The sequence below is a fragment of the Stenotrophomonas sp. Ker107b genome (genome assembly GCF_053847245.1).
The window spans coordinates 129599-149363 of sequence record NZ_JBSPHX010000004.1; the positions used below are offsets into that span (position 1 = coordinate 129599).

Sequence of the window (19765 nt, forward strand, 5' to 3'; positions counted from 1 at the left end):
GCAGGCCTCGATCAGGGTTGACGCGCGGGGGTGGCGGCCGGTGCATTCTGCGCCGGTTCGGGGGCGGGCTCCGGCTTTTTCTCAAGGCCGAACCAGCTGCGCCAGCCACCGCCTTCACTCTGTTCGCCGCCCTCGCCCTCCGGCAACGCGCTCGGCGCGGTGCACGGTACATAGGCCGGGGTGTAGCCGACCACGAACGGGAAGCGACGCGCGCCCGGGCAGGCTTCATCGGTGGTGGCCGTGCCGCTGGCCTCCACGTACTGCCAGTCCAGGCCCTTGTTGCTGACCTTCAGCGGCGAACTGGGCAGGCGCTGGAAAATGCCCGACCAGACCCTCATCGACCCGGTCGCGCCATACAGCCCGGCTTGTTCATTCTGGTCGTTGCCCATCCAGATCACGGCCAGATGGTCACCGGTGTACCCGGCGTACCAGCTGTCGCGGCCGTCGTTGGTGGTGCCGGTCTTGCCCGCCGGCTGCAGGCGGCCCAGGCCGTCGGCGTTGAGGCGCTGCGCGGTACCGCTGGCCACGACCTGCTGCAGACCGATGCTGATCAGGTTGGCGGCAATCGAGTCACCTTCCTGCGCCGGCGCCGGGGTCTTGTCGTAGCGCTTCATCAACTTGCCCTGCGGATCGAGCACGCCACGCACTGCGTGCAGCGGCTGGATCTCGCCCCCGGAGGCCAGGAACTGATACAGCTGGGCCATCGCATACGGGCTTTGATCCGTGGAGCCCAGGATCACCGCGGGATTGGGCTCGGCCTTGATGCCGGCCAGAACATGGATCAACTGCGTGACCCGCTCCGGGCCGACCTGCATGCCCACCCGGACCGTGGCCTGGTTGTAGGAATGGGCCAGCGCATCGATCAGGCGGACCGTACCGTGGCTGCGGTTGTCCGCATTGCCGGGCGACCACTGCTTCCCGCGGCTGAGCTGCACCGTCACCGGCGAATCATCGACCCAGCTGGACAGCGAGTAGCGGTCCGGCTGCGCCAGCGCCAGCAGATACACGAACGGCTTGAGCAGCGAGCCGACCGGGCGCTGCGCCTCGATGGCCCGGTTGAAGCCCGGCTCGGACACGTCACGGCTGCCGACGACGGCCAGCACATCCCCGTTGTGCACGTCGGTCAGCACCAGGCCGGCCTGCAACGCGGGACGGCGCTTGCTTTCCAGTGATTTGATCGTCTTGGTGACCGCACCTTCGGCATAGGCCTGCGCCGAGGGCGCCATGCCCGTCATCACGCTCAGCCCGGCGCCCTGCAGCACCGACTCGGGGTAATCGTGGCCGAGCTGGCGACGGACCAGATCGACATACGCCGGGAAACGGTTGGCCGCGATCAGGCCCGGCGTCTTGGGCACGCCCAGCGGCGCATCGACCGCGCGTTTGTACTCGGCATCATCGATCAGGTTGGCTTCGCGCAGCTTGCCCAGCACGAAGTTGCGCCGGTCCAGCGCGCGCTCGGGATTGCGGCGCGGATCGTAATACGACGGGCCCTTGACCAGACCGATCAGCAGCGCGACGTGCTCGGTATTGAGCGAGGCCAGATCACGCCCGAACCAGAACTCCGCGCCCGAGGACATGCCGTGGATGGCCTGGCTGCCACGCTGGCCCAGGTAGACCTGGTTGAGGTAGGCCTCCAGGATGGTGCGCTTGTCGTAGCGCGCTTCCATGATCAGCGCGTACAGCACCTCATTGAACTTGCGGGTGACGGTCTGCTCTTTGCCGATCCCGAGCAGGCCGCTGCGGGCCAGCTGCTGGGTCAGGGTCGAGGCGCCCTGGCGGCTCTGGCCACCGGAGCGAACCGTCACCCAGATCGCGCGGGCGATGCCGCTCAGATCAATGCCATGGTGGCGGTTGAAGTCCTTGTCCTCCACCGCCTGCAGGCCGGTGACCAGCAGCTCGGGGGTCTCTTCGATCCGCACCAGCCGGCGCTCTTCCTGCTTCTGGCCGTACAGCGTGGCGATACGGGCCGGATCCAGACGCGCGGCCTTCAGCGCCTTGCGGGTGTCGGGATCACGCAGCGAAGCGATCGACCCGCCGGACAGGCTCAGCTCGACGCGGCGCGGGGCGACCCGGCCGTCAACGTCGTTGTAGCCACGGCTGGAGATGACGAAACGCCCCCCTTCCTGCGTGTACGTGGCCGGTGATTTGCCGATCCCGTCATCCCGGTAGGCCGAGGCCGCCAGCTCGGTCTTGAGCGTGGCCGCATCCATCGCCACGCCGGGCGCCAGCGGCAGCGGGCGCGCATAGACACGCGTGGGAATCTGCCAGCGCAGCTCACCGAAACGCTGGGTGACCTGTTGGTTCAGGTACACCGTATAGGGGATCAGGAAGCCCAGCCCCAGCGCGACAGCCGCCATGCTCCAGGTGATCAACCGGCGTCGCCACAGTGGGCCGCGGCTTTCGGTGTCGTCTTCGAACTCGTCGATGTCGTCGGAATCGTAGCGTCGGGGCACGGGGATGCGAGAATATGGATTCCGGCGAGTCTAACGCAGCCGCTGCGGGAGCAGGTCGCCACCAGATCCACGTTTCAGTGCAGTTCAATCACATCAGGGGTCGGCCGCGCAGCCCGGCCCAGGCACCTTTGCACGCCGCAATCGCGGCTCGCCAGCCGCCGCCGGCCAGACATGCGTTGGCAAGGCGGGCCAGCAGGCGCGGAACATCATGAACAATCCAGGCCCACTCCACGTCGGGGCGGCGATAGAGCTGAAGTCGGGACCACGCCATCCGCCACGTCAGCGCGCCAAGACCCTTCAGCCGCGCAGGCGCTACTTGAACCCCGCGCGCCGACAACAACACCAGCAGCGCCTGCAGACGATGCGCGGTGCACATCCGCTGCCGCTCATCAAGCAACGCCAGGTTCCTCAAGCGATCCCGGATCGAGCGCCGGGATGCGCCGATCTGATTGCCAGCATGCTGGCGATAGTCGATCGTGGCCTGCGGCAGAACATCCAAGCCTCCCTCAAGTGAGGCGACCACCGCCAACCATTCGTCGTGACTCCACTTGGATCCAATCGGCAAGCCGTTTTCAAGCAGCACGCGCCTCAGCGCACACGTTGCCCCCGTGACAAAGTTGCGCATCAATACGGCATCCAACACCAGCCCGGAGCGCTCCAGTTCCAGCTCGGCTGGATGGACGCGCAACATGCCGAACAGCATCGCCCCAAGAGGTTCGCCCACTCCGTCGACCAGCCGCGCATCACTGTGCAGGAGCATCAAAGAGGCATCCGAATCGAACCTTTCCAGGTACGTCTCGACACGATCCGGATACCACACATCATCCTGATCACACAAAAACACGATTTCTGCCGTACAGCGCTGCAACACATCGGCGAAATTGAGTACATACCCCAGATTGCGGGGACGCTGGACAATATCAACGCGAATGCCGCGGGTGGCCGCGTGGCGTGCAAAGTCATTCAGTAGCGACAGTGTTGCATCGGATGAACCGTCATCGCCGATCACCACCTCGTCCACAGGGACGGTCTGAACCAGAAGACTGTCCAACTGCGCCTGCAGATAGGCCGCACCGTTGTAAGTGCACATCGCCACGGCGACGCGTGGAACTGCGCTGGACGTCATGCTGCACATCAGACGCAACCCTGCTGCGTTTGGACACCGCAACAATAGCAGCGCGCACGGTGACGGCCGCGCCCAGCCGCAAAGCGCAGATACGGGGTCAACGGACTGAGCCTGCGATGCGTTCCATCGCCTGGGCCGGGCTCATCGGCCTCCACGTCGCAGCCTCTGGCTTGAATGCCCGGGGGTGCACGCCAAGCCTCGACTGCAGGGGGCCATTATCAGCGATCAGGTCCTGCTCCAGGCGAGAGACGGGGCCACGCGCGCGCGCACTACACGCTGCCAGCAGGCGCAATGTGAACGATGGCAGATAAAACGGCACGATCCGCTCATCCAGACTCGCGTGTACCCGCTGGAACATATGCTGATAATCAAGGCGCTCACCGCCACCGATCTCGATGACCTGCCCGGCAGCGGCATCCGTGGACAACGCTGCAATCACGGCAAGGGCGATGTCATCGGCATGCACGGGCTGACGCATGCCGTGAGCCATGGGGATCGGGAACACACGCAGCCTTCGCGCCCGCTTCACAATGGGCGTCACGCTGCGGTCAATGCCAGCACCGTAGATCAGCGTCGGTCGCAGGATGGTCCACTGCATACCCAGGCGGTCCGCCTGCCGCGCCAATCCCTGCTCACCTTGCTGCAGACGCGCAACCACCGCTTGCTCGTCCGACTGGGCCGACCCCTGCTTGGTCACAATGCTCATCGAACTGGTCGCAATGATCTTTGCCGCCGGCGCAACAGTCTGCTGGGACAACCAGTGCACCCATGCTTCGAGTGGGCTGAAACTGGCAATAGCATCCCACGGCGGGTCCGCTGCGGTTGGCAGGACGCTCCCCAGATCACCGGTCAACCATGTCACACCCGGCTGAGCGGGCTGTGGCGTGCGACTGGCCGCAACGACGGGCGTTCCGGCAGCGATCAGCCGGGGCAGCAGATACCGGCCGATCTGGCTGGTCGCGCCGGAAACGAAGAGGGTCATGCAAACGCCGGTCTTGAAGAAGGGCCCGTACTATAGCTGAGGCACAGGCGGGGGCTCAGCGCGAGGATTCCAGATCCCGAAGCCGGCGATCCAGCGATTGATAGTCTCCACCGCCCGTTTCACTCCCGAGCCGCGCGGCCTGCTGCAAGGCCATTCGGGCAAATGCAGCATCGCCCCGCCCCAGCCGTTCGCTGCCGATGGCGAGCCAGCGCTGGGCAAGTCGCTGCCGGGCCTGCGCAACGCCCTGTGATCCAGGGCCCAGCGCCTGCCAGGCATCCAGGCACGCACCGGCGGCCAGCACACGGTTCTCGCGCAGCCGATCCTCGAAGCACTGCCGGCTGGCCGGCAGCAGGCGCTGTGCGGCCGCCCGCACGCGCGGATCCTGTGGTGCAACTCCCTGGGCTTCGCGCAGGGCGTCGTAGGCACTGCGCCCGGGGGGCTCAAGGAACTGCCCGGCGCCTTCCGCATCGTCCAGACGCGCGAGCAGGCGCTGAAGGGTGCGTTCGCGCTGGGCCCGCGGCACCGCCGGGGTCGTCAACGCCGCCTGGGAACGCCGGGCCTGGTCGATCGTATGTTGCACCGTCTCGAGCGCACGCGTGGACGCCCCCAGCGCTTCGGCTGCCTGCAGCGACTGGCCGGCTTCGTCGAAACGGAAATTGCCGGCCTGGCGGGTCGCCCGCATCAGCTGGGCGTCGGCGACCTGCAGCTGCCCACGGTGCGCGGCAGGATCATCGGGCACTGCCGAGAGCACCGCAGCGAAGGCCGCTGCCGCCGCCTCCAGCTTCTGCCGACGCAGTGCGGTCTCGCCGTCGCGCTGGCGGCGTTCGAGCGCATTGTTCACGGCCTCCTGGGTCGCCGGCAGGTCGACATGCCCTGCATCGAAACCACGGGCGCTGCGCACCAGCGCCGCCGCGCGTGCAACATCGCCACCCTCCGCTGCAGTGCGTGCCTGCTGCAGGAGATCGGACAACGCGTCCTCTCGTCCTTCCAGTGCGCGCAGCTGGTTGGGCATCAGCGCCAGCACCTGCTGGAACAGCGGCAACGCGCTGTCCGGGCCGCCATCGAGTCGTTGTGCCTGAAGCGCGGCTTCGGCACGGCCGAGCAACGCGCCGATCCCGGCGCGTGCCTGATCACGCGCGCGAAGCTGCTGCGCGAGCGCATCGGCATCGCGCTGTGGCACCTGCAGGTCGCGGGCCAACGCCAGGGCGGCGCTCGCCGCGACATGATCGCCCCGGTCCAGCGCATCGTGTGCCTGTTGCAGCGCTGCCTGGCCGGTCCGGGCGAGGCCGGTACGCGCCTGCAGCCGATCATTGTCCAGCGCCAATGCCGCCTGGAAAGACTCCCGCGCGCCACTGCCATCGGCCGCACTCAACCGGCCCGCGGCCAACGCACGATCGCCCTGATCGAGCAGCTGCTCGATCTGCGGCTCGTTCCAGAACCAGTTGGCCAAGGGCCGCCGCAGCAGCGCCAGGCTGACGAACAGCAGCACCGCCACCAGCGCCGCCCAGCGCCAGATGCGGCGGGCGTGGCGCGCCTGCAGCCACCACCAGCGGCCCTCGCGGCGTACCCGCCGCAGCGCCTCGTGCGCGGCGTCATGCCTGTCATCGTCCCGGCTCATGCCGCGAGCCTAGCGTGCGGCACGTGAGGTCAGCCTAGACGCCGGGCTTCGCTGACGCCGGGCAGCGCGTCCAGCTTGCCCAGCAGGGTGGAGAGCTGCCCGTAATCGCTGACCTTCAGGCGCAGGCGCAGATGCGCCCGGCCACTGTTGCGGACGTTGTCGCTGTGGATGTCCAGCACGTAGGCATCCTCCTGCGCGATCAGGTTGGTGATGTCCTTGAGCAGCCAGCGCCGGTCGACCGCATCGACCACGACGTCCACTTCGTAGCCGCCGCCGGCCTGGCCCCACTCCACTGGCAGGATGCGCTGCGGACTGGCCGCCGCCAGCCGCGCCAGCGCGGCGCAATCGGTGCGATGCACGGTGACGCCGCGGGCGCGGGTCAGATAGCCGACGATCGGCTCACCGGCCACGGGCTGGCAGCAGCGCGCCAGCTGAACCAGCAGGTTGCCGACGCCCTGGACGGTGAAGTTGGCGCTGCGCACGCTGTCGCGCCGCGCCGTCGGGCGCGGCAGGGCGGGCACCGCCGGCTGGCTGGCGGCACGCTCGGCTTCCAGCAGCGTGCGGCTGACCTGGTTCGGCCCGGTGTCGCCCAAGGCCACCTGGATGTAGAGATCATCGACGCTGTCGGCGTGGAACTTCTTCACGGCGATCGTCAGGTCGGCGTGCGCCAGGCCAAGGCGCTTGAGTTCCCGTTCGAGCAGTTCGCGACCGGCCTGCACGTTACGCGCCCGGTCCAGCTTGTGGAACCAGCCGCGCACCTTGTCACGCGAGCGGTTGCTGGCCAGGAAACCGCCGGAGGCGAGCAGCCAGTCGCGGCGCGGGTCGGCCTCTTTGCCGGTCAGGATCTCGACGCGGTCGCCGCTGCGCAGGCGGTAGGTCAGCGGCACGATGCGGCCATTGACCTTCGCCCCGCGGCAGCGATGCCCGACCATCGTATGCACGTGGTAGGCAAAATCCAGCGGCGTGGCGCCCTGCGGCAGGTCCATCACCTCGTCCTTGGGGCTGAGCGCGTAGACCCGGTCTTCGGTCAGTTCGGCATCCAGCGCGCCGGCCAGTTCGCCGGCATGGCCCTCCTGGGATTGCTCCAGCAACTGGCGCATCCAGGTGATCTTGCGATCGAACGCCTTCTCCGCACCCTTGCTGCCTTCCTTGTAGCGCCAATGCGCGGCGACACCCAGCTCGGCCTGGGCATGCATGTCATGGGTACGGATCTGCACTTCGATGGTGCGCCCTTCCGGGCCGACCACGGCGGTATGCAGCGAGCGGTAATCATTGGCCTTCGGGCGCGCGATGTAGTCGTCAAATTCGCTCGGCACCGGCGCCCACAGCGCATGCACCACGCCCAACGCGGCGTAGCAGGCAGCCACGTCGTCGACCATCACGCGTACCGCGCGGATGTCATACAGCTGCTCGAAGGCCAGCCGCTTCTTCTGCATCTTCCGCCAGATGCTGTAGATGTGCTTCGGGCGACCGCTGACCTCGGCGCGGATGCCCTGCGCCAACAACTCACGCGAGAGCGCCTTCTTGACGCCCTCGACATAGCGCTCGCGGGCCAGACGGGTTTCATCGACCTCACGTGCGATGCGACGGTAGGTTTCCGGCTCCAGGTGACGGAACGCCAGATCTTCCAGCTCCCACTTCAACTGCCAGATGCCGAGCCGGTTGGCCAGCGGCGCGTGGATGTCGCGGGTGAGCTGGGCCAGCGCGCGGCGCTCTTCTTCGGGCAGCCGATCGGCACCGCGCATGCGGGCCAGCTGGCGGGCGAGCAGGATCGGCACCACGCGCAGGTCGCGGATGATCGACAGCAGCAGGCGACGCAGGCCTTCGCTGTTGCGCCCGGCCTCGCGCCCGGCGTGCAGCGCCCAGACCTGGTCGGCCGCATCCTGCCCATCGAGCAGGCCGACGATCACCGGCTTGAGCGCGCCCAGCGGCAGCGTATCCACGCCAGCACGCAGCCACGGCAGGTCGAACAGCAGGGTGGCCAGCAACGCCGACTCGTCGGCGGAGAGCAGCGAGAGGGCATCGAGCGTGTCGGCCAGCACCGGCCAACCCACGCGCATGTCCGGATCGGCCTCGGGCAACTGCCAGCGCTGCAGCAACGCCTCACGCAGTTCAGGCGGCAGCGAGGCCACCGAGGGACGGTTCAACAAGGCATCCAGGCCGGGGGCAGAAGCGCGGTTCACAGCATCGTACAGACAAGATAGAGGCCACCTACACTAGCGCCGCAGCGCCCCCCCTACAATCGCCGTCGCCTGCATGTGCACATGCCGGGGCGCTGGCACTACACTGCGGCCATTCCTAGGAGAGACCCTGCCATGCGCTATTCCCGTCTGCGGTTGTTGGCCTGCGCGGCCGTTCTGATGAGTCTGTCGCTGCCGGCCCTGGCCCAGCGTGTGGTCGACGGCGATCTCCAGCAGCAGATGTCCGCGGCCGAATTCAAGGCGGCCGGGCTGGACAAGCTGAGCTCGCAGGAAATGGCCTCGCTCAACAACTGGCTGCAGGGCAAGGTGGCCGCGGCAGCCGCCGATGCACGTGAGCAGGTGCGCGAACAGGCCCGCGAAGAAGGCCGCCAGGAGGTCATCGTCAAGAACCGTGGCTTCTTCGACTTCGGCAGCAAGGACCCCATCGACAGCACGCTGCCGGGCGAATTCACCGGCTTTGGCAAGGGCCGCACCTATACGCTCGCCAACGGACAGGTGTGGGAGCAGACCGATGCGGCAGCCGTGGGCGGCGTGCGCAAAACCGATGCAAAGGTGTCGGTCATTCCGGGCATTTCCGGCGTGTGGTATCTGCGCGTGGAAGGCATCAACACCCGCGCCAAAGTGCGCCGCGTCAAATAACCGTAACGCCCCGTGCCGCAACGGCACGGGGCGCCAGCCGGATCAAGCCTTCTGCAGCGCCGCCACGCGCTGGGCCAGCTTCTTGGCCGAAATGCCGGTCCTGGCGCCCAGCTCCTGGGCGAACAGCGACACCCGCAGTTCCTCCAGGTCCCAGCGCAGATCCTGCCATTGCGGCCGCTGCCGCAGACCGCGCGCCTCGGCCTGCGCCAATGCGTCCACGAACGGACGCAATTCCAGCATCCGTGCCTGGTCGCGCGGTGGATCGCGCTTGGCACGTTCGGTGCGCAGGATCATGGCGCGCAGGTAACGCGGCAACTGCGCGAGGGCATCGGCCGGGGTTTCGCGCAGGAAGCCGGGATGGACCAGTGCCGCCAGCTGCTGCTCCATGTCATCGAGATTGCCGCGTGCCCAGCCCATCAGCGGCGCCTCCAGCTGCGGCTTGAGTTCGGCCACATGGGCCAGGATGTTCTCGGCCAGCTTCAAGCGGGCCATCGCCTCGCCGAACAGCGCTTTGCCCGCCTCCGCGCTGCGCGTGGCGAACGCGGCCGGGTCGCGGATATCGCCCAGACCATCGGCAAGCACGGCATTCATCGCGGCATCGACCAGGTCGCCACGCAGGCGCTCCTGAGATTCGATCGCGGCATACAACAGCCCGGTCTTGGGCGGCACCGGCAGCTGCTTGCGCGCCTGCTTGGCCTTGTCGGCCAGCGCGATCTCCAGCAATCGACGCACACCGAGCGGATGCTGCTCCAGCGCCTCATTGCGATCGGCAAAGATCTTCAACGCGGCGGTCTCGCCCTGGTCGACCAGGGCCGGGTAGGCCGGCACGCCCGCTTCGCCGGGCACCTGCAACGGGATCGGGCTGGCCGGGAAATCACGCAGCCCGTCGGCCGCCAGCGCACGGCCGGCGCGTGCGGCAAAGGCATCACCGGCCTTGTCACCGAAGCGGGCGCGCAGTGCATCCAGATCGCGCGAGGTCGCCAGCACCTTGCCATCGGCATCGCGCAGCCGCAGGTTCATGCGCAGATGGGCGTCCAGCGCGGCGTCATCGAAATCGGTCGCGGCCACCTTGGCACCGGTCGCACGCGCCAGGAACCGTGCCAGCTCGCCACGGATGTCATCGGCGGTCGGCTCGGCAAACGCTTCGGCGAACGCGCGACCGAAGTCCGGTGCCGGCACATAGTTGCGGCGCATCGCCTTGGGCAGGCTGCGGATCAGCGCCGCGGCCTTGTCAGCCACGAAGCCGGGCGCCAGCCATGACAGCCGCGCTGGATCGAGTGCGTTGAGCAGGTGCAGCGGTACCTCCAACGTGACGCCATCTTCGTCGGCACCTGGTTCGAAGGTGTAATGCAGCGGCAGCCGTGCATCACCCAGCGGCAGATACGCGGGATACCGCTCGGCATCGCTGCCCTCACCCGGCAGCAGATCGGCCAGTGTCCACGACAGGGCGCGGCGTTTCTCCGGTGCCAGCGCCTTCCACCAGGTATCCAGGCCCATCGCCGAATGGATCTCGGCCGGAATCCGGTCCAGGTACCAGCGCGCCTGCCAGCCTTCGTCGGCGACGATGCCGGCGCGACGCAGCTTGGCCTCTTCCTCGCGCGCCTGCTCCAGCACCTTGAGGTTGTCGGCGACGAAGCCGGCACGGGTGTTGATTTCGCCGGTCACCAGGCCCTGCCGCACGAAGATGTCGTGCGCTTCGCCCGGTGCGATGCGGCCGTAGTGCACCGGCTTCTTCGGGGCCAGTACCAGCCCGAACAGACTGATCTGCTCGGAGGCCAGCACCTGGCCCTGCGCGCGCGACCAGTGCGGGTCAAAGTGCTTGCGCAGCAGCAGGTGGGGCAGCTCGTTGATGACCCAGTCCGGCTCGATCGCCGCGTTGGTCAGGCCCCAGATTTTCTGGGTATCCAGCAGGGTGGCGGTCAGCAGCCACGGCGGCGGCCGCTTGGCCAGGGTCGAGCCTGGGAACGGCAGGAAGCGGCGCTGGCGCGGTGCCAGGAAGTCGCCCTTGTCGCTGCGGTGGCCGATCTGCGTGGGCAGCCCGGCGATCAAGGCACGGTGCAGGGTCTGGTAGGCCGCCGCGCGCACTTTGTCGCTGAAGGCGTTGCGCGCCTCGGAATCGGCCCCCTTGACCGGCGCCGGCGTGTTCTGGGCAGGGGTCGGCTCGGATTTCCCTTCACGGGCCAGGCGTGCGGCACGGTGCTGCTGGCCACGCGTCGCCTTGATCTTGGCCTCGTCATCGCGCGCCGGGGCAGGCGCGGAGGATCCGGCAAGCAAAGGCGCCAATGACGTTTCCGCGGGCTCCTCACTCCAGCCCAGCTCCTCGCACAGCACGCGCAGCTGACGGTGCAGCTCCCGCCACTCGCGCATGCGCAGGAAGCCGAGGAAATGCCGCCCGCACCAGTCGCGCAGCTTGGACTGGGTCAGGTCTTCGTGGGCCTGGCGGTAGCCGTCCCACAGCCGCAGCACACCGACGAATTCCGAACGCCCATCGGCGAACAGCGCGTGTGCGTTGTCGGCCGCGGCGCGCGCTTCCGGCGGGCGCTCGCGCGGGTCCTGGATACCCAGGAAGGAGGCGATCACCAGCATCGGCCGCAGGCAGCCCTGCGCCTGCGCGGCGACCAGCATGCGGGCCAGTTTCACGTCCACCGGCAGGCGCGCCATCTGGCGCCCGATCGGCGTCAGGCGGCGCTCGGCATCGACCGCACCCAGCTCACCCAGCTGCTGCCAGCCATCGGCGATGGCGCGCTCATCCGGTGCCTCCAGGAACGGGAAATCCTCGATCTTGCCCAGGCCCAGCTGCAGCATCCGCAGGATCACCCCGGACAGGCTGGAGCGGCGGATCTCCGGATCGGTGAATTCCGGGCGCGACAGGAAATCCGCTTCGGAATACAGCCGGTAGCAGATGCCTTCGGACACGCGGCCACAACGCCCTTTGCGCTGGTTGGCGCTGGCCTGCGAGACCGCTTCGATGTGCAACCGATCCAGCTTCTGGCGCGGGCTGTAGCGTTTGATGCGGGCGAAACCCGGGTCGATCACATAGCGGATGCGCGGCACCGTCAGCGAGGTTTCGGCGACGTTGGTGGCCAGCACGATGCGCCGGTTGGCACCCGGGTTGAACACCAGATCCTGATCCTTGACCGACAGCCGCGCATACAGCGGCAGCACGTCGGTGCCACGGTACTTGCGTCGTTCCAGCGACTGGTGCGCATCGCGGATTTCGCGCTCGCCTGGGAAGAACAGCAGGATGTCGCCACGCGGGTCGATCCGGGTGATTTCATCCACCGCCGCGACCACCGCATCATTCACGGTGCGATCGCCATCGCGCCCACCGTCGGCTTCGCCACCGCCCTCACCCTCCAGCGGCCGGTAACGCACCTCCACCGGGAAGGTACGGCCTTCCACGCTGATCACCGGGGCATCGTCGAAATGCTGGGCGAAGCGCGAGGTGTCGATGGTCGCCGAGGTGACGATCAGCTTCAGATCGGGGCGCTTGTTCAGCAGCTGCTTCAGATAGCCCAGCAGGAAATCGATGTTGAGGCTGCGTTCGTGCGCCTCGTCGACGATGATCGTGTCGTAGTTGGACAGCCAGCGGTCGCTGCTGATCTCGGCCAGCAGGATGCCGTCGGTCATGAACTTGATGCGGGTATCGTCACCAACGCGATCGGTGAAGCGCACCTGGTAGCCGACGGTGGTGCCCAACTCGGACTGCAGTTCCTGCGCAACGCGGGTCGCCACCGCACGTGCGGCGATCCGTCGCGGCTGGGTGCAGCCGATCATGCCGGCGGTGCCACGGCCGGCGGCCAGGCACAGCTTGGGCAGCTGGGTGGTCTTGCCCGAGCCGGTTTCACCGGCGATCACCACGACCTGGTGGTCGCGGATCAGCGCGGTGATGGCCTCGGCTTCACGCGCAATCGGCAGTTGCTCGTCCAGAGTGATGGCCGGCTGATTCAGCGCACGCGCTTCACGGCGCTGCACGGAGGCCCGCAAGGCCTGCTCGAACGCCGCCGCCAGCCCCGTATCCGCCGGTTTGGCTCGCCAACGCGAGAGCATCCCCAGCAAACGACCGCGGTCGCGGCTCATGGCCCCGTTGATGGCGGCCTGCTGCTGGGCCAGGCGTGCTGCATGTGGTTTTTCGATAGCGCTCATCAATCGATTCGTTTAGAACTTTTGTTTACTACTGAAAGGGTAGTCTGATCTATTGTGAAGGCCATCCGATTCATCCCATCCATAAGGAGTTCTCCCATGGCGAAGACGACCAAGACCCCGGCAAAGCCCAAGACTGCCAAGCAGAAGCTCGGCGCGGCGGCCCCGTCGGCCCCGAACATCGATATCGGGATCAAGGAGGGCGATCGCAAGAAGATCGCCGATGGGCTGTCGGCCTTCCAGGCCGATGCGTTCACGCTCTACCTGAAGACCCACAACTTCCATTGGAACGTGACCGGGTCGATGTTCAACTCGCTGCACACCATGTTCGAGACCCAGTACACCGAACAGTGGGCGGCCCTGGATGACGTGGCCGAACGCATCCGTGCGCTGGGTTTCAATGCCCCGGGCTCGTACCGCGAGTTCGCGGCCCTGACCTCGATCGCCGAGGAGCCGGGCCTGACCGACAGCGCGGACTGGCGTGAAATGGTACGCCAGTTGGTCACCGCCAACGAGGCGGTGTGCCGTACGGCGCGCAAAGTGCTGGACGTGGCCGACGATGCGGACGACGCACCGACCGAGGATCTGATGACCCAGCGTCTGCAGACCCACGAAAAGTACGCCTGGATGCTGCGTTCGCTGCTGCAGTAAGGATGTGTTTTTTGGCGGGCTTGGCTGGCTTGGCTGACTGAAGGCAGAGGCAAAGGCAAAGGCAAAGGCTTTGGCTGACGGGGTCTCCGTGTTGGCGAGCGGGGGCCAGGCCCTGCCGGGACGCGCCGTAAACCCATCCTTGGGGGCTCGACGTGCGCCATCCATGGCGCACGACGGTCCCGTCAGGGCCTGGCCCCCACTCGCCAGACAGATCTGGATGGACGGTTGGGCAAGCCAGAGCGGCCTCTTCGGCAAGCGGTAACAGGCCTCAGGTCACAGGCAAGCAACAGCAGACAGGCGCCGAGTGGCGCCTGTCTGCGTTTGACTGGCTCTGGACTGGCTCTGGACTGGCTCTGGACTGGCTCTGGACTGGCTCTCCTTTGAAGACCAACCAAGTGTCGACGGCGCGGTGTGGGTGGGTCTGCAGGACCGTTGTGCGCCATGGATGGCGCACATCGAGCCCCCATGGACGGGTTCACGGCGGGTCCAGCAGACCCACCCACACCGCGCCAACCCCGTAGGAGGCCACGCCCGGCGCTTTGTGCCTTCAGCTCTAGCTCTAGCTCTGGCTCCGGCCTCGGCTTTCCTACAGACCGATCCGGCATCAGAGGACACGGCCCGTAGCCTGGGCAAGGTAAACTAGCGCGATGTCTTCCCGCCCCGCGCACGACCTGCTCAGCCGCATCTTTGGTTACGACGAATTCCGCGGTCCGCAGCAGGCGATCGTCGAGCATGTCGCCGCCGGCAATGACGCGCTCGTCCTCATGCCCACCGGCGGCGGCAAATCGCTCTGCTACCAGGTCCCCTCCCTGCTCCGCGACGGCACCGGCATCGTCATCTCGCCGCTGATCGCCTTGATGCAGGACCAGGTCGAAGCCCTGCGCCAGCTTGGCGTCCGCGCCGAATACCTCAACTCCACCCTTGATGGCGAAACCGCCGCCCGCGTCGAGCGCGAACTGCTCGCCGGCGAACTGGACATGCTCTACGTCGCCCCCGAGCGACTGCTGACCGGCCGCTTCCTCTCGCTGCTCTCGCGCAGCCGGATTGCCCTGTTCGCCATCGACGAAGCCCACTGCGTCTCGCAGTGGGGCCACGACTTCCGCCCCGAATACCGCCAGCTCACCGTCCTGCACGAGCGCTGGCCCGACGTCCCGCGCATCGCGCTGACCGCTACCGCCGATCCGCCGACCCAGCGCGAAATCGCCGAACGGCTGGACCTGACCAACGCCCAGCACTTCGTCAGCTCGTTCGACCGGCCCAACATCCGCTATACCGTCGTCCAGAAAGACAACGCCAAGCGCCAGCTGCTGGACTTCCTGAAGGTCCACCGCCAGGAAGCCGGTATCGTCTACTGCATGTCACGGCGCAAGGTCGAGGAAACCGCCGAGTTCCTGTGCAAGGAGGGCATGAACGCCCTGCCCTACCACGCTGGCCTGCCCGCCGAGGTGCGCGCCGCCAACCAGCGCCGCTTCCTGCGCGAGGACGGCATCGTGATGTGCGCCACCATCGCCTTCGGCATGGGCATCGATAAACCGGACGTGCGCTTCGTCGCGCATACCGATCTGCCCAAATCGATGGAAGGGTATTACCAGGAAACCGGCCGCGCAGGGCGCGATGGCGAGCCTGCCGAAGCCTGGCTCTGCTACGGCCTGGGCGATGTCGTGCTGCTCAAGCAGATGATCGAACAGTCCGAAGCCGGCGAAGACCGCAAAACGCTCGAACGGTCCAAACTTGATCACCTGCTCGGCTACTGCGAATCCATGCAGTGCCGCCGTCAGGTCCTGCTGGCCGGGTTCGGGGAAACCTACCCCCAGCCCTGCGCCAACTGCGACAACTGCCTGCTGCCACCGGATGCCTGGGATGCCAGCGTCGCCGCCCAGAAAGCACTGAGCTGTGTCTACCGCAGCGGCCAGCGCTTCGGTGTCGGCCACCTGATCGACATCCTGCGCGGTGGCGACAACGAAAAGGTGCGCCAGTTCGGGCACACCGAATTGAGCACCTACGGCATCGGCAAGGATCTCGACGCCCGCACCTGGCGCAGCGTGTTCCGCCAGCTGGTCGCCTCCAGCCTGCTCGAGGTGGACAGCAGCGCCTACGGCGGCCTGCGCCTGACCGATGGCAGCCGCGAGGTCCTCAAGGGCCAGCGCAAGGTCATGATGCGCCGCGAGACGCCCAAGGCCGCCCGCGAGCGCGACCGCAGCGGCCAGCGCACCGGCCTGTCGGTGCTGCCACAGGACCTGGCGCTGTTCAATGCGCTGCGCAGCCTGCGCGCCGAGCTCGCGCGCGAGCAGAACGTGCCCGCCTTCGTGATCTTCCACGACAGCACGCTGCGCAACATCGCCGAACAGCGCCCCACCAGCGTCGATGCGCTCGGCCGGGTCGGCGGCATCGGCGGCACCAAGCTGGCCCGCTATGGCGACCGGCTGGTCGAGATCGTGCGCGAGGAAGGCTGATGCCCGGCCAAGCCCGCACGGACCGGCCTCCAGAGTTGAACCACGTGTTCAGCCGCAGGTGCGACCGCCCGGATTTGGCAGTAAGGTGAGGCCCATGTCCGCCAGTGGCCTGCTCCTGCGAGTGGTATTGATGCTCAGCCTGTTGCTCAACGGGCTGAACGCCGCCATGGCCGGCCCCATGGCGCTGGCCATGGCCGAACCGAGCCGCACCAACACGCCCGGCCCGCCCTGCCATGGCGATGCGCCGATGCCCGCCGCACTCGATCACCACGCCATGGCCGCCGCCGACACCGACACCGGCGTCCAGGCCCCGCACGATGGCGACTATTGCAAGATCAAGGACTGCCTGCGCAGCTGTGCCCAGCAGCCCAGCCTGACCGTCCAGATCGCGTGGATCGCCACGCCGCCACCGTTGTCGCTGGCGCCGATCCTGACCGCGCATCCGTCGCGGCCGATGCCCCCGCTGGACCGCATCACCCGCCCTCCGATCGCCTGATCCACCGCGCGCTGCGAGCGCCGGCCTGAGGCTGTGCACATGCGCCCCGGCGTGTGTGCGATGACGGCACCACGTGTGCCATTCGAATCGGATTCGGAGTTGCAATGACTTTCCCCAGAATACCCGGCACGGGCACCCCGCCCATGCCGTCACGCCGCCTGTTCGTGCAGGGCGTGGCTGCCGGCGGCGTGGTCGCCAGCCTGGCCGCCACCGGCCTGAGCCCGCGTGCGTTCGCCGCCGCCGGCCCCGGTCTTGCCGGTGCCCCGCAGGTCCTGAGCAGCCATGACGTGCAGCTGAGCATCGGCGAATCGCTGGCCAATTTCACCGGCCGCACCCGCCCGGCCATCACCGTCAATGGGAGCCTTCCGGCGCCGATCCTGCGCTGGCGCGAAGGCCAGACGGTCAACATCCGCGTGGCCAATACGCTGCAGGGCCACCCCACCTCCATCCACTGGCACGGCCTGCTGCTGCCGGCCAACATGGACGGCGTGCCCGGCCTGAGCTTCAACGGCATCGCCCCGGGCGAGGCCTACCAGTACCGCTTCACCCTCAAACAGTCGGGAACGTACTGGTACCACAGCCATTCCCTGTTCCAGGAACAGGCGGGTCTGTACGGCGCGCTGATCATCGACCCGCTGGAACCGGCGCCGTATCACGTCGACCGCGAACACGTGATCCTGCTCTCGGACTGGACCGACCTGGACCCCGGCGCGCTGTTCCGGCGCATGAAGAAGCTCGCCGAGTACGACAACTACTACAAGCGCACCCTGCCCGACTTCCTGCGCGATGTCCGCAAGGACGGCTGGGCCGCGGCCACCGCCGACCGCGGCATGTGGGGCCGGATGCGGATGACGCCAACCGACATCTCCGACATCAACGCCCACACCTATACCTACCTGCTCAACGGCACCGCCCCGGCCGGCAACTGGACCGGGCTGTTCCGCAGCGGCGAGAAGGTGCTGCTGCGCTTCATCAACGGCGGCTCGATGACCTATTTCGACGTGCGCATCCCCGGCCTGAAGATGACCGTGGTCGCCGCCGATGGCCAGTACATCCACCCGGTCAGCATCGATGAATTCCGCATCGCCCCGGCCGAGACCTTCGATGTGATCGTCGAACCCAGCGGCCAGGACGCGTACACGATCTTCTGCCAGGACATGGGCCGCACCGGCTATGCCGCCGGCACGCTGGCGGTGCGCCACGGCCTGCAGGCGCCGATCCCCGCGCGCGACCCTCGCCCGCTGTTGACCATGAGTGACATGGGCCACGACATGGGCCATGCCTCGAACGGGATGGCAGGCCACGACATGAAGGGGATGGAAGGCGGCTGCGGTGCCAGCATGGGCCACGGTGCGCACGGTGCCGATCCCAAAGCGCCGCGTCACCCGGCCAGCGAGCAAGGCAACCCGCTGGTGGACATGCAGAGCATGGCCACCGAGCCCAAGCTGGATGATCCTGGTATCGGCCTGCGCGACAACGGCCGCAACGTCCTCACCTACGGCGCGATGCGCAGCCTGTTCGACGATCCCGATGGGCGCGATCCCGGCCGCGAGGTCGAGCTGCACCTGACCGGCCACATGGAAAAATTCAGCTGGTCCTTCGACGGGATCCCGTTCGCCAGCGCCGAACCGTTGCGCCTGACCTACGGCGAGCGCATGCGCATCGTGCTGGTCAACGACACGATGATGCAGCACCCGATCCATCTGCATGGCGTGTGGAGCGACTTGGAAAACGCCGACGGCGAGTTCCACCTGCGCAAGCACACCATCGACATGCCACCCGGCACCCGCCGCACCTACCGCGTCCGTGCCGACGCCCTCGGCCGCTGGGCGTACCACTGCCACCTGCTGTACCACATGGAAGCAGGCATGATGCGCGAAGTGAGGATCGAAGAATGAGCCGCTCACCTCTCACCGCGCTGTCCGCACTGAGCGCCGCCCTGCTGCTGGCGTTGGCCGCACCGGCCTGGGCACAGTCGCATGCCGGCCATGCCACCGCGCCGACCACGACTGATGCTCCACCGGCGGATGACCGCCCGATCGATCATGGCAGCATGGATCACACCAAGATGGACCACTCAACGATGGAGCACGGCAGCGCTGATCACAGCCAGATGGACCACTCGAAGATGGACCATGGCAGCACCGATCACAGCCAGATGGACCACTCGAAGATGGGCCATGGCAGCACCGATCACAGCCAGATGGACCATTCAACGATGGATCACGCCGCGATGGGCCATGCCCCACCGAAGCCGCCTGTGCCCACCGAGCCGCTCGAACCGATTCCGGCCGTGACCGCCGCCGACCGCCTCGCCGCGTTTCCGCCGATCGACCACGGCGCGATGGAGCATGCGCCGGAGATCCACAGCCTGCTGCTGGTCAACCGTCTCGAACACTGGGACGGCCAGCACGGCAGCGGCCAGGCGTGGGAAGCCAGCGGCTGGGTCGGTGGCAACATCCACCGGCTGTGGCTGCGCAGCGAAGGCGAGCGCAGCGACGGCCGCACCGGCTCGGCCGATCTGGAAGTGATGTACGGCCGCAGCGTGTCGCCGTGGTGGGATGTCCTGGTCGGCGTGAAGCAGGATTTCCGGCCGGCCGATTCGCGCACCTGGGCGGCCGTCGGCATCCAAGGCCTGGCGCCGTACAAGTTCGAGACCTCGGCCACGGCCTATCTAGGCGAAGGCGGTCAGTTGGCGGCCACGGTCGAGGTGGAATACGAGCTGCTGCTGACCAACCGGTTGATCCTGCAGCCGCTGCTGGAAGCCACCTTCTCGGCCAAGGACGAGCCCGCGTATCGCAACGGCGCGGGCCTCAACAAGGTCGAAGCCGGGCTGCGCCTGCGTTATGAATTCAGCCGCCGCTTCGCACCGTACATCGGCATCAGCCACGAGCGGTTGTTCGGCGCTACCGCCGATTATCACGAAGCGGCCGCCGAACACGCACGCGATACCCGCTGGGTGGCGGGTGTACGGGTCTGGTTCTGATCCAGCAGCCATGGCAG

At 67.4% G+C, this 19765-nt stretch carries 12 protein-coding genes; 6 read left to right on the forward strand and 6 right to left on the reverse strand.

Going from position 1 to position 19765, the window contains the following annotated elements:
* Window positions 1–11: 11 nt before the first annotated feature.
* The 5 genes from mrcB to ACWV8V_RS17850 form a co-directional block, all read right to left on the reverse strand.
* On the reverse strand, window positions 12–2453 hold the full coding sequence (gene mrcB / locus ACWV8V_RS17830) for a penicillin-binding protein 1B (protein ID WP_123730420.1): 2442 nt from the start codon (window positions 2451–2453) through the stop codon (window positions 12–14).
* Window positions 2454–2541: 88 nt separating this feature from the next.
* Window positions 2542–3579: a glycosyltransferase family 2 protein gene (locus ACWV8V_RS17835; RefSeq protein ID WP_259259430.1), complete on the reverse strand. Its 1038-nt coding sequence runs from the start codon at window positions 3577–3579 to the stop codon at window positions 2542–2544.
* 97 nt (window positions 3580–3676) lie between these two features.
* A complete protein-coding gene (locus ACWV8V_RS17840) occupies window positions 3677–4561 on the reverse strand; it encodes an SDR family oxidoreductase (protein WP_259259429.1) in 885 nt (294 codons plus the stop codon).
* 55 nt (window positions 4562–4616) lie between these two features.
* Window positions 4617–6179: a hypothetical protein gene (locus tag ACWV8V_RS17845; RefSeq protein ID WP_455900365.1), complete on the reverse strand. Its 1563-nt coding sequence runs from the start codon at window positions 6177–6179 to the stop codon at window positions 4617–4619.
* A 29-nt stretch (window positions 6180–6208) separates the two neighbouring features.
* Entirely contained in the window at window positions 6209–8362 is a 2154-nt protein-coding gene (locus ACWV8V_RS17850; RefSeq protein WP_259259427.1) for a bifunctional (p)ppGpp synthetase/guanosine-3',5'-bis(diphosphate) 3'-pyrophosphohydrolase, read from the reverse strand.
* A 132-nt stretch (window positions 8363–8494) separates the two neighbouring features.
* On the opposite strand from ACWV8V_RS17850, the gene ACWV8V_RS17855 reads away from it, so the two are divergent.
* The gene (locus tag ACWV8V_RS17855; protein ID WP_259259426.1) at window positions 8495–9019 is read left to right on the forward strand and encodes a hypothetical protein; all 525 of its coding nucleotides are present in this window, start codon (window positions 8495–8497) and stop codon (window positions 9017–9019) included.
* A gap of 42 nt (window positions 9020–9061) precedes the next feature.
* Here the strand turns inward: ACWV8V_RS17855 and hrpA are convergent, their stop codons facing one another.
* Window positions 9062–13165 (reverse strand): ATP-dependent RNA helicase HrpA, encoded by a 4104-nt coding sequence (gene hrpA, locus ACWV8V_RS17860; RefSeq protein ID WP_455900366.1) that lies wholly within the window; start codon window positions 13163–13165, stop codon window positions 9062–9064.
* Window positions 13166–13261: 96 nt separating this feature from the next.
* Between hrpA and ACWV8V_RS17865 the strand changes: the two genes are divergently transcribed.
* From ACWV8V_RS17865 to ACWV8V_RS17885, 5 genes are all read left to right on the forward strand, one after another.
* Window positions 13262–13813 (forward strand): Dps family protein, encoded by a 552-nt coding sequence (locus ACWV8V_RS17865; RefSeq protein ID WP_019185151.1) that lies wholly within the window; start codon window positions 13262–13264, stop codon window positions 13811–13813.
* 647 nt (window positions 13814–14460) lie between these two features.
* Window positions 14461–16266: a DNA helicase RecQ gene (recQ, locus tag ACWV8V_RS17870; protein WP_455900367.1), complete on the forward strand. Its 1806-nt coding sequence runs from the start codon at window positions 14461–14463 to the stop codon at window positions 16264–16266.
* Window positions 16267–16360: 94 nt separating this feature from the next.
* Complete coding sequence (locus ACWV8V_RS17875) at window positions 16361–16762, forward strand: CopL family metal-binding regulatory protein (RefSeq protein ID WP_455900368.1); 402 nt, start codon at window positions 16361–16363, stop codon at window positions 16760–16762.
* Window positions 16763–16866: 104 nt separating this feature from the next.
* Window positions 16867–18660 (forward strand): copper resistance system multicopper oxidase, encoded by a 1794-nt coding sequence (locus ACWV8V_RS17880; protein WP_455900369.1) that lies wholly within the window; start codon window positions 16867–16869, stop codon window positions 18658–18660.
* A complete protein-coding gene (locus ACWV8V_RS17885) occupies window positions 18657–19748 on the forward strand; it encodes a copper resistance protein B (RefSeq protein ID WP_455900370.1) in 1092 nt (363 codons plus the stop codon). The genes ACWV8V_RS17880 and ACWV8V_RS17885 overlap by 4 nt, the downstream gene beginning before the upstream one ends.
* Window positions 19749–19765 lie beyond the last annotated feature (17 nt).

What these genes read in the sequence shown, in the direction of transcription:
- ACWV8V_RS17855 (WP_259259426.1), top strand. Translation starts at nt 8,495, where the DNA reads ATGCGCTATTCCCGTCTGCGGTTGTTGGCCTGCGCGGCCGTTCTGATG.
- ACWV8V_RS17885 (WP_455900370.1), top strand. Translation starts at nt 18,657, where the DNA reads ATGAGCCGCTCACCTCTCACCGCGCTGTCCGCACTGAGCGCCGCCCTG.
- ACWV8V_RS17880 (WP_455900369.1), top strand. Translation starts at nt 16,867, where the DNA reads ATGACTTTCCCCAGAATACCCGGCACGGGCACCCCGCCCATGCCGTCA.
- ACWV8V_RS17845 (WP_455900365.1), bottom strand. Translation starts at nt 6,179, where the DNA reads ATGAGCCGGGACGATGACAGGCATGACGCCGCGCACGAGGCGCTGCGG.
- ACWV8V_RS17875 (WP_455900368.1), top strand. Translation starts at nt 16,361, where the DNA reads ATGTCCGCCAGTGGCCTGCTCCTGCGAGTGGTATTGATGCTCAGCCTG.
- ACWV8V_RS17835 (WP_259259430.1), bottom strand. Translation starts at nt 3,579, where the DNA reads ATGACGTCCAGCGCAGTTCCACGCGTCGCCGTGGCGATGTGCACTTAC.
- ACWV8V_RS17840 (WP_259259429.1), bottom strand. Translation starts at nt 4,561, where the DNA reads ATGACCCTCTTCGTTTCCGGCGCGACCAGCCAGATCGGCCGGTATCTG.
- recQ (WP_455900367.1), top strand. Translation starts at nt 14,461, where the DNA reads ATGTCTTCCCGCCCCGCGCACGACCTGCTCAGCCGCATCTTTGGTTAC.
- ACWV8V_RS17865 (WP_019185151.1), top strand. Translation starts at nt 13,262, where the DNA reads ATGGCGAAGACGACCAAGACCCCGGCAAAGCCCAAGACTGCCAAGCAG.
- hrpA (WP_455900366.1), bottom strand. Translation starts at nt 13,165, where the DNA reads ATGAGCGCTATCGAAAAACCACATGCAGCACGCCTGGCCCAGCAGCAG.